A 10,947-nucleotide genomic window follows, 5' to 3' on the forward strand; every position below is an offset into this window, starting at 1 on the left:
GCGGTCAGAGCGCGACCGTCTTGAAAGCCAGCTGCGCAGCAGTCGTGTAGTACGGCCGGATCTCGATCTTGGCGGGCGCGGCCGGGGCCGGTGCGCCGCGGTGGCCACGCAGGAAACGGCGACCCGAGGTTCGGCGTGCGCTCACGGTCGGGCGGGGGCGCTTCTGCACGGGACGCGGATAGCGGAAGACGGTGTGCGGTTCCAGGATGTCGGTGACTAACTTGCCGACCTGGGCAGGATCGCCTGTGGTGGGCCGCACCCAGACATCCCAGACCTCTTCCTTGTCACCGTGTTCGGCAACGAGAGCATCGAGCGGGATTTTGAATCGGAAGCGCGTCCCCTCTGCCCATATGACGGGAAAGGACAGTATCCGTTGCCGGTCGCTCCGGTTGACCGCCGTGACGACGACATCGGTGGTGACGGCCTCGCCGCCCCAGAGCTCGCCCTCCACCAGGACGTCGTGCTCGCGTACCTCGAGTCGGCTGACCTCGGCGTGTTCCTCGCGCACCCGGCTGCGCACCCGGAGGCGGTCGTCGGCCTCCTTGTAGGGCAGTAGCACCTCCAAGCCCTCGGTGCTCGCACCCCAGGACGGAGCGACCAGGTTCCCTGCATCACAGTGCTCGGCATGCAAGTGCTTCTCCCGGCCCTCCGCCGAGACCACGACGAGTTCCCAGAGCCCCTCCGTGAGTGTGCCGCGGCGCGGGATGACCGCTGTGCCCGCGCGGAACGGGATCGTCGGGGACTTCTCCTTGCCGCTCACGTCACGGCAGAGCAGCGTCAGCCCTTCCGGGACGCCGTCGGCACCCTCCTGCGGCCGGAGATCCACTTGCACGTCCCCGTTCTGCAGGACTGTGCAGTCGACCGTGCCGGCGAGTTTGCGGGCGGCCGAGGCCTCGGTCAGGATCGTCTCGAACCGCTCCGCACTCGGTCCGGGGCCGAAGGCCTCCGAGGTGAGTCTGGCCTGCCGGCCCATCCCGATGCGCCGGTCGTCGTCCTCGATCAGATCGATGATCGAATCCGCCATGGCCTCAGTGTCTCCGAGGGGCACGAGCAGGCCGTCCGTTCCGTGGGTCAGGATGTTCCGCGGCCCGTGGTCGCAGTCCATGCTGACCACCGGCAGGCCCCGGGTCATCGCCTCCACCGTCACGTTTCCGAACGGCTCACGCAGCGACGGCAGCACGAAGATCGACCCCTTGGCCAACTCGGCGGTCACCGGGTACGCGGGACCCATCAGATGTACGTGGTTGTAGAGTCCCTTCTCCTGAATCGTGCGCCGCATGGTCGACTCCTCCGGGCCACTGCCGTAGATGCGCAGTCGCCAGTCGGGGTGGCGTGCCGCCACGGTCTCGAAGGCGTCGATCAGCCCGCGGAAGTTCTTGTGCGGTTTGAAGACGCCCGCGGTCACGACCACCTTGTTCCTGCCATCGGCCTGTCGGCCGCCGGGGTCGGGAATGCAGTTCGGCATCACGTGGATCCGGTCCCGGACGTGCGGAACCAGATCGCCGAGCCGCTCCTGCTCTTCAGGAGTGAGCACAGTGACCGCGTCCAGCCTCGGGTACGACTCCTTGAACAGAACCCGGCGTATGGAGTGGCTGTAGATCCCCGGCATCGAGTGCTCCTGGGCAACCTTGAGGTAGCGGCCCGGTGCGGTAGCCAGCAATGTGGTGATCCGCGGGTTGGAACTGACGACGACGTCGGCGTCCGTGTCGGCGAGGTAGGCGAAGAGGCGCTTCTCGGCGAGACGGCTGACCACCGGGCTCTTCTCGCTCTCCGGGTAGGGATAGCGCAATGGGAACTCGTGCGCCAGCGAGTCGTCGCCGTCGTAGACCGGCGAATGAGCCCTCAGGTCGGTCAGAGCGCGGACGCTCACCCTGCTGTCGAGCGCGAAATGCGACCTGTCGCGGACCTTGCGCAGCGCCACGATCTCCACATCGTGCCTGTCGGCAAGTGCACTCGCAAGGTTCTGTGTCGCACTGACCACGCCCCCCATGTGGCACAGGTCACGCACCAGGAATGCGATTCTCACTGGCGAGGGTCCTCCCTCTGGGGCGACGCGTTGCGCGCATCGCCCTGTAGATGCCATTGCACCTGCTCTGATCGGTTTTAGGGCACAAAGGTTGCCCATCCCATTCATCACGATCAAGTCACTCGAGCGGATGACATGACCTGACCGGATGTCACCCGATGAGCCCCGCAAGGGCTTCCCAGACAGAGTGGGCAAGACGACCGGCTCGCCGGCGCTGTCGACCCGGGGATGTCGGAGTCAGCGCGGGCTCGCCCTCGGCTCGCCGGCATCAGTGGACGATGCCCTTGTTCGGCCGCTGCTGGACTGGAACGGCGGACGCCGAACCGCGGGACTGCACTCCTGGCAGAGGCCAATGGGTCTGCCTCGGCTCGCTGAGTCTCGAACGCCGAGGCACGGACCGACCCACTCGTCTCCGGTGAATGCCGGGAACGCGCCGGGGGCGGGCGCATCATCCGTTGGCCGCTCAACGCCGCAACGGCACTGCCCAGGACTCTGGACGAAAGGCAGATCGAAGACGCCCGCGCCTGATCGGCCTACAGCACACCGGTGTGGTCGATGCAGGGAGTGGCCGCGGACGGCAAGGGGCGTTCCTACCCGGCCGGACCGTGCCCCGAGGGCTGGAACGACGTACCGGCCAAGGACCGCTTGGCCGGTAGCTGCATCCGCCACGCGGAAGCGGGAGACGAGCCGCACGCCTTCACCATGGCTCCCGTATGACCCAGAACCTGTTGTCCTCGGCTCCCCGGGTGGGGGCGGCTGCGGGGGCTTGACGAGATCATCAGCACTTCGGGGGGCGACCGGTCGGTGTTCTCCACAGACATCGCTCCCTGAGAGACCCGCGCGGGGTGGTCCGGAGCGGGCACGGCCGGGCCACCCCACCCCTCAGAACGGCTCGAAGCCGTCGAACTCCTGCTCCGCCTCGTCCCGCTCGGCCTGCCGGTCCCGGCGGCGCTGGGCGGCCGGGCGGGTGCCCTCGAAGCGGTGGTCCTCGCCGCGCCGGCCGAGCATCTCGGCGCCGGCCGTCACCGACGGCTCCCAGTCGAAGACCACGGCGTTCTCCTCGGGGCCGATGGCCACCCCGTCCCCGCCGCGGGCGCCCGCCCTGAGCAGCTCCTCCTCGACGCCGAGGCGGTTGAGCCGGTCGGCGAGATAGCCGACGGCCTCGTCGTTGTTGAAGTCGGTCTGCCGCACCCAGCGCTCGGGCTTCTCGCCGCGCACCCGGAACAGGCCCTCGTCCTCGCGCGTGACGGTGAAGCCCGCGTCGTCCACGGCCTTGGGCCGGATGACGATCCGCGTGGCCTCCTGCTTCGGCCTGGCGGCCCGCGCCGCCGACACGAGCTCCGCGAGCCCGTACGACAGCTCCTTGAGCCCCCTGTGGGCGACCGCGGAGACTTCGAAGACCCGGTAGCCGCGCTCCTCCAGGTCCGGCCGGACCATCTCGGCGAGGTCCTTGCCGTCGGGTACGTCGATCTTGTTCAGGACGACGATGCGCGGGCGGTTGTCCAGGCCGCCGTACTGCCGCAGCTCCTCCTCGATGACGTCGAGGTCGGAGACGGGGTCGCGGTCGGACTCCAGGGTGGCGGTGTCCAGGACGTGCACGAGCACGCTGCACCGCTCGACGTGCCGGAGGAACTCCAGGCCGAGCCCCTTGCCCCGGCTGGCGCCCGGGATGAGGCCGGGCACGTCGGCGATGGTGTAGACGGTGGAGCCGGCCGTCACCACGCCCAGGTTCGGCACCAGCGTCGTGAAGGGGTAGTCGGCGATCTTCGGCTTGGCCGCGCTCAGCACCGAGATGAGGGAGGACTTGCCGGCGCTCGGGTAGCCGACCAGCGCCACGTCGGCGACCGTCTTCAGCTCCAGGACGACGTCCCGCAGCTCGCCCGGCTCGCCCAGCAGCGCGAATCCGGGTGCCTTGCGCCGTGCGGAGGCCAGCGCCGCGTTCCCGAGCCCGCCCCGGCCGCCCTGCGCGGCGATGTACGAGGTGCCGTGTCCCACCAGGTCGGCGAGGACGTTGCCCGCCCTGTCCAGGACCACGGTGCCGTCCGGTACCGGCAGGACCAGGTCCTGGCCGTCCTTGCCGGAGCGGTTGCCGCCCTCGCCGGGCTTGCCGTTGGTGGCCTTGCGGTGCGGGGAGTGGTGGTAGTCGAGGAGCGTGGTCACGGACTGGTCGACGGTGAGGATCACATCGCCGCCGCGGCCGCCGTTGCCGCCGTCGGGGCCGCCGAGCGGCTTGAACTTCTCCCGGTGCACGGAGGCACAGCCGTGGCCTCCGTTACCCGCGGCGACATGCAGCTCGACGCGGTCCACGAAGGTGGTCATGGTGGGGTGCCTCCAGAGACGTATCAGTGCGTTCTTGTCTTAACACGCGAAAGGCGGACCCGCCTTCCCGACCGGGAAGTGAGGTCCGCCTCGCGAAACGAGAGCGTTCGGGTCAGGCGACCGAAACGACGTTCACGACCTTGCGGCCACGGCTGGTGCCGAACTGCACCGCACCGGCCTGCAGCGCGAACAGCGTGTCGTCGCCGCCGCGGCCGACACCGGCGCCCGGGTGGAAGTGGGTGCCACGCTGGCGGACCAGGATCTCACCCGCGTTCACGACCTGACCGCCGAAGCGCTTCACGCCGAGCCGCTGGGCGTTGGAGTCGCGACCGTTCCGGGTGGACGATGCGCCCTTCTTGTGTGCCATCTCTTCTCAGTCCCTTACTTCGCAGCCGTGGGGATCTCAGTGACCTTGATCGCCGTGTACTGCTGGCGGTGGCCCTGACGACGACGGTAGCCGGTCTTGTTCTTGTAGCGCAGAATGTCGATCTTCTGGCCCTTGTGGTGGTCCACGACCTCGGCCTGGACCTTGATGCCGGCCAGCACCCACGGGTCGCTGGTCACGGAGTCGCCGTCGACGAGCAGCAGGGTCGGGAGCTCGACCGTGTCGCCTACCTGGGCGGTGGAAATCTTGTCAACCTCGACGATGTCGCCGACAGCAACCTTGTGCTGACGACCACCGCTGCGCACGATCGCGTACACGCGGAACTCTCTCTCTACGCTCTGGCTACGGCACCCCCGCAGGCCAGCCGTCCGCACCGCGGACGGCCTCTCCCGGCTCGGTCCGTGTCCGGACCGTCTTCGGGAGGAAGAAGGTTTACGGGGATGTGGCGGGTCAGTGGACACGCCGACGGTCAAGGTTACGGGGGCCCTGCCCGCCTGGTCAAACCGGGCGGGTGCCGACCGGGTGGGGGCCTGTCCGGTCATGGACAGGCCCCCACGGACGGTGCCGGGCTCAGCCCTCGTCGGTCACGGCGCTGACCGAGGACGGCGCGGACTGCTCCGCCGCCGCGGTCTTCTTCGCCGTCGCCTTCTTGGCCGTCGTCTTCTTGGCGGTGGTCTTCTTCGCCGCCGTCTTCTTGGTGGCCGCGGCCTTCTTGGCCGTCGCCTTCTTGGCGGCCGTCTTCTTCGCCGCCGTCTTCTTGGTGGCGGCCTTCTTCGCCGTGGCCTTCTTGGCCGCCGTGCGGGCGGTCTTCCTGGCCGGTGCCGCCTCCGGCTCCGCCGTCTGCTCGGCCGGGGCCTCGCCGGGAGCGGACGGGACGACCACGACGGCCGTCTCCTCGGCGGCGGTGGGCGCGGTGGCCTTGCGCACGGCGCGGCGGCGCGCACGGGCCGGGGCGGCGGGCTCGGCCGCTTCCTCGGCCGGTGTCCCCACCGGTGCCTCGGGCTGTCCGGCGGCGGCCGGCGCGGGCTCCGGCTCCGGGGCGGCCTCGGGCCGCGGCTCGGCGGCCGGGGCCTCCGGAACGGTCACCACGGTCGCCTCGGAACCCGCCGGGGCACCGGCCGGCGCGGACACCTTGCGGGTGGCCCGGCGACGGGTACGGCCCTTCGGCGCGGCCTCCTCGGCGGCGGGCGCGGCGACGACCGCGTCCTCTACGGCGGCGGGCTCGGCGAGCGCCTCGGCGGCCGTCTCCGGCTGCACCGGACGCTCGACCTCCTCCGCGGCCGTCACGCCCTGGGCCGTCGGCACCTCGGCCGCGGCCGACCGCGGCGCACCGGCCGGAGCCGACGCCCGCCGGCTCGCCCGGCGCCGGGTGCGCCCGCGCTTGGCCGCGGCCTCCGCCTCGGCGACGCTGCTGAACAGCTCCTCGTCGGGGGTGAAGTCGGGCGCCGGAAGGGCGACCGGCTCGGCGACCTCGGCGGCCACCTCGGCCTCGGACTCGCTCTCCGCCTCCTGTTCCGCCGTCACCGTGGTGCCGACGGCGGCCACGGCCTCGTGCGGCTGCTCGGCGGCACCGGCACGGGCCCGCTTGCGGCGCTTGCCGCCACCGCCGACGGCGGCCGACGGCTGGTCGAGGTGGACGATGACGCCGCGCCCGTTGCAGTGGACACAGGTCTCCGAGAAGGACTCCAGCAGCCCCTGGCCGACCCGCTTGCGGGTCATCTGCACCAGCCCCAGCGAGGTCACCTCGGCGACCTGGTGCTTCGTACGGTCCCGGCCCAGGCACTCCAGCAGCCGGCGCAGCACCAGGTCACGGTTGGACTCCAGGACCATGTCGATGAAGTCGATGACGATGATGCCGCCGAGGTCGCGCAGGCGCAGCTGGCGCACGATCTCCTCGGCCGCCTCCAGGTTGTTCCTGGTGACCGTCTCCTCGAGGTTGCCGCCCTGGCCGGTGAACTTGCCGGTGTTGACGTCGACGACGACCATCGCCTCGGTCCGGTCGATGACCAGCGACCCACCGCTGGGCAGCCAGACCTTGCGGTCCAGGGCCTTGGCGAGCTGCTCGTCGATCCGGTACGTGGCGAAGGCGTCGACCTCGCTGGTCCACTTCTGCAGCCGGTCGGCGAGGTCGGGCGCGACATGGGAGACGTAGCCGTGCACGGTCTCCCACGCGTCGGCGCCGCTGACGACGACCTTGGAGAAGTCCTCGTTGAAGATGTCGCGGACCACCCGGACGGTCATGTCGGGCTCGCCGTAGAGCAGCGTCGGGGCGTTGCCGCTCTTGGCCTTCTTCTTGATCTCCTCCCACTGCGCCTGCAGCCGCTCGACGTCGCGGCGCAGCTCGTCCTCGCTCGCGCCCTCGGCGGCGGTGCGCACGATGACGCCAGCGTCCTCGGGGACGATCTTCTTGAGGATGGTCTTCAGCCGGGACCGCTCGGTGTCGGGCAGCTTGCGGCTGATCCCGGTCATCGAGCCCTCGGGCACATAGACCAGGTAGCGGCCGGGGAGGGAGACCTGGCTGGTGAGCCGGGCGCCCTTGTGTCCGATCGGGTCCTTGGTGACCTGCACGAGGACCGACTGGCCGGACTTGAGCGCGGACTCGATGCGGCGCGGCCCGTTGGCCATCCCGAGCGCCTCGAAGTTGACCTCGCCGGCGTACAGGACGGCGTTGCGGCCCTTGCCGATGTCGATGAAGGCGGCCTCCATCGACGGCAGCACGTTCTGCACCTTGCCGAGGTAGACGTTGCCGACGTACGACGTCGCCTGCTCCTTGTTGACGTAGTGCTCGACGAGCACGCCGTCCTCCAGGACGCCGATCTGGGTACGGTCGCCCTGCTGGCGGACCACCATGACGCGCTCGACGGCCTCGCGGCGGGCCAGGAACTCCGCCTCGGTGATGATCGGCACGCGGCGGCGGCCCTGCTCGCGGCCCTCGCGGCGGCGCTGCTTCTTCGCCTCCAGCCGGGTGGAGCCCTTGATGGACTGCACCTCGTCGGACGGCTCGGCGGCCTTGCGGGGCTCGCGGACCTTGACCACCGTGCGCTCGGGGTCGTCGGCGGACGTCTCGGCCTCGCCGGCGGAGTCACCGGCGCGGCGCCGGCGGCGACGGCGGCGACGGCTGCTGGTGGAGCCGCCCTGATCCTCGGCGCGGTCGTCGGCCTCCTCGGCGTCCTCCTCGACCTGCTCGGCGGTGTCCTCGGCGTCCTGGGCGGCCTGCTCGGCGGCGGCCCGGCCGGACTCGGCGTCCGTGCCCTCGCCGCCCTCGGCCTCGGCGGACTCACCGCGGCGCCGACGTCGGCCGCCCCGGCGACGGCGCCGGCGCGCACCGGGCTCCTCGCCCGCTTCGGCGTCCTCGCCGTGCTCCTCGCCGTGCTCCTCGCCGGCCTCCTCGGCCTCGGCCTCGGTTCCGGTCTCGGCGGTCTGCTCCGCGGCGGCGGCCGGGGCCTCGGGCTCCTCGGCGTCGGCACCGCGGCGACGGCGGCGGCGACGACCGGCGGCCGGCTGCTCCTCCGCGGGCTCCTCGGCCTGCGGGCGCTGCGCGGTCCCCTCCGGCTCCTCGCCCTCGGCGGCCTCGGCGGCGGCCTGGGCGGCGGCGCGCTCGGGCGTCTGGAACTGGGGCTCGGTGAACACGGGCGGCTGGAACAGGGCGACGGCGGGGCGGGCCGGGCGCTGGTTGCCCCGGGCCTCCGCGGGCTCCTCGGCGGGGGCGGACGCCGGGGCGGCGGGCTCGGCGGGAGCGGCGAACCCGGTGGCGGCCTTGCGGACGGCGCGCCTGCGGCCACGACGCGGGGCGCGCTCCTCCGCGGGGGGCTGCTCCCCGGCGACGGGCGCGGCGACGGCAGGCTCGGCGGAGGCGGCAGGCTCGGCGGAGGCGGCAGGCTCGACCGGGGCTGCCTCGGCGGCCACGGCTTCGGTCCCGGCGGGCTCCGCGGTCGTGGAGGCGGCGGTCCCGGCGGTGGTCTCGCCCTGCTCGACGGCGGTCGGAGTGGCGGCACGCCGGGTGGCCCGGCGCCGGGTGCGACGCGGGGCGGGCTCCTCGGCGGGGGCGGGCCCGGCGGGCTCGGCCTGGGTTGCGGCGGGCGCCGGCTCCTCAGGCGTAGCGGGCCGGACCGGGGCGGTGGGTTCCGCGGCCCCGTCCGTCGCGGGGGCCGCGGTCGGTGCGGACACGCTGCGCGTCGCCCGCCGGCGGGTACGGCGCGGGGCGGGCTCCTCGGCGGGGGCCGCGGGCGCCGCCTCCTCCGCCGCTCCGGCCGTCACCTCGGCAGTCGCCGCGGCGGGCGTCGCCGGTACGACGGTCTCCGCGGCCTCCGCCGCGGCGGGTGCCCCGGCGGGTGCGGAGGCACGGCGTACCGCGCGGCGCCGGGTACGGCCGCCGGCAGCGGGCGTCTCTTCGGCCTCTTCAGCCTCTTCGGTCTCGGCCGTGACCGTCTCTTCGGCCTCGGAGACCTCGAGGGTCTCCTCCGTCTCGGCGGCTTCGGCGATGCCGTCGGCCCCTGCGAGCGCGACGACCGGCTCGACGGTCTCCACCGGAGCGTCCGAGGAGCCGGCCGGCGGACCGGCGGGGCGGGAAGCGGCCCGGCGCCGACGGCGCGGCGGCAGGGTGTCGCTCGGGGTGTTCGATTCGGAGTCCGTGGTGGACTCGGTGACTTCGGTCGGTTCGAGCATGCGGGCGTTTCTCCCGTCAGGCTCCCGGGCGCCGCGCCTGGTCCGGCGTCGATCGGGTCGACCACCGGTGACGTCCGCGGCGCGCGCAGTGCGCGGTGCCGCCGTCCGGGGCGCGGGCGCCGCTCGGGAACTCTCTGTGTCCTGTCTCGCCGGTTCCGTACGCCTTGTCGCATACGGCCTGGCGAAAGTCTTCTGGTCGGTGCGCTGCCCGACCCAGGTGGCTCCCGAGTCCGAGGGCGGCGCTTACGACGTCCGTCCCTACGCGGAACCTTCCTTACACCGGCGCCGTCGCGGCGGCAGTGGCGGCGGCCTGGTGCGGCTCGGTCGCTGCTGCCTCGCGGTCGGGCGCGAGTGGGTCGGTCACCGTGCCGGTCTCTTCATCGAACAGCCCCTGCGCCAGCCTGGTCACCGCTGCGGGGACCGGCGGCGCCAGGTCGGCCACGGCGCGGAGACCGGACAGGACGTCGTCGGGTCGTACGGCAGGCGTCACGTGCCGAACAACCAGCCGCAGTATCGCACAGGGCCGGTCGCTCGGCCTATCAGCCTGCGAACCGTGCGTTTCCGCACTCTCGAGGCGGACGACCGCGGACCGGGTGTCGAAGGTGCGGACGCCGTTCTTCGTCCTGCGCTGTACCTCGACGGTCTCGGCCCTGTCGAAGGCCTCGACCGCACGGGCGGCGTCGGCCGGGTCCACACCGTCCAGCCGCAGCCCCCACACGGAGGCCGTCAGCCGGTCGGCGAGCCCGGAGGTCCGGGCCTCGACCGCGTCGACGATGTCGAGCCCCGCGGGCAGGGACGCGTCGAGGAGTCCCCTGATCCGCTCGGGGTCGCGCGCCTCGGTGAGCGCGATCTCGAGGTACTCCGCCTCACTGCCCGTGCCGGTGGGTGCGGCATTGGCGTACGACACCTTCGGGTGCGGTGTGAACCCCGCCGAGTACGCCATGGGCACCTCGGCGCGGCGCAGCGCACGCTCGAAGGCGCGCTGGAAGTCGCGGTGGCTGGTGAACCGGAGGCGTCCGCGCTTGGTGTACCGCAGTCGGATGCGCTGCACCGCGGGTACCGGCGGCGGGCCTTCGGGCTGTCGCTTGCCCAGGGGACTTCTCCTTGTGATGCGGTGGTCGGACCGGCCACCGTCCCCGCGCCGGCGGGGGCGCTGGACGCTCGGTCCTCTTTCCAGAGTACGCGTTCCCGCCACCGGGGGGTTCCGCCGGTCCGCGGCCCCGGCCCGTTCCGGCTCGCCTGCGGCGTCCGCTCGCCGGGCGGCACCCCACGCCGGAGCGGGGCCGCCGCGAGGGGACACCCCCGGTGCCCGCCGCGGCGACTCCCACGGCTCTCCGCCGGGGCCGTTCGGCCCCCGGTCAGCCGAGTCGGCTGCGCTCCCAGTGCCAGCTGATCGACCCGGCGCTGTCCCAGACCCTCACGGGCGCACCGAAACCGCTGCCCGTGCTCGTGAACGTCCACAAGGCCGAGCGATTCGCACCGCTGCTGGTCCGGCCGTTGTCGTACAGCACACTCAGATCGCTGCGGCCGTCACCGTCGAAATCACCCGACG

General features: G+C 72.5%; 6 protein-coding genes and 1 pseudogene. All 7 read right to left on the minus strand.

Annotation, left to right across the window (positions count from 1 at the left end):
• Nucleotides 1–4 precede the first annotated feature (4 nt).
• Nucleotides 5–2,008 carry a glycosyltransferase gene (locus V5O46_RS31020; RefSeq protein ID WP_332888073.1) on the minus strand — a complete coding sequence of 668 codons (2,004 nt, stop codon included), beginning with the start codon at nt 2,006–2,008 and terminating at the stop codon, nt 5–7.
• 900 nt (nt 2,009–2,908) lie between these two features.
• Nucleotides 2,909–4,345, minus strand: a complete 1,437-nt coding sequence (gene obgE, locus V5O46_RS31025; RefSeq protein ID WP_332888074.1) for a GTPase ObgE — start codon at nt 4,343–4,345, stop codon at nt 2,909–2,911.
• 112 nt (nt 4,346–4,457) lie between these two features.
• Nucleotides 4,458–4,712 (minus strand): 50S ribosomal protein L27, encoded by a 255-nt coding sequence (rpmA, locus tag V5O46_RS31030; protein WP_332888075.1) that lies wholly within the window; start codon nt 4,710–4,712, stop codon nt 4,458–4,460.
• Nucleotides 4,713–4,726: 14 nt separating this feature from the next.
• Nucleotides 4,727–5,047 (minus strand): 50S ribosomal protein L21, encoded by a 321-nt coding sequence (rplU, locus tag V5O46_RS31035; protein ID WP_332888076.1) that lies wholly within the window; start codon nt 5,045–5,047, stop codon nt 4,727–4,729.
• 253 nt (nt 5,048–5,300) lie between these two features.
• Nucleotides 5,301–9,395: an Rne/Rng family ribonuclease gene (locus tag V5O46_RS31040; protein WP_332888077.1), complete on the minus strand. Its 4,095-nt coding sequence runs from the start codon at nt 9,393–9,395 to the stop codon at nt 5,301–5,303.
• A gap of 274 nt (nt 9,396–9,669) precedes the next feature.
• On the minus strand, nt 9,670–10,446 hold the full coding sequence (locus V5O46_RS31045) for a TIGR03936 family radical SAM-associated protein (RefSeq protein WP_332888078.1): 777 nt from the start codon (nt 10,444–10,446) through the stop codon (nt 9,670–9,672).
• A 307-nt stretch (nt 10,447–10,753) separates the two neighbouring features.
• A pseudogene (locus tag V5O46_RS31050) lies at nt 10,754–10,947 on the minus strand (transglycosylase family protein); the annotation flags it as partial.

Origin of the sequence: Streptomyces poriticola (genome assembly GCF_036689765.1) — a bacterium.
Classification (GTDB): domain Bacteria; phylum Actinomycetota; class Actinomycetes; order Streptomycetales; family Streptomycetaceae; genus Streptomyces; species Streptomyces poriticola.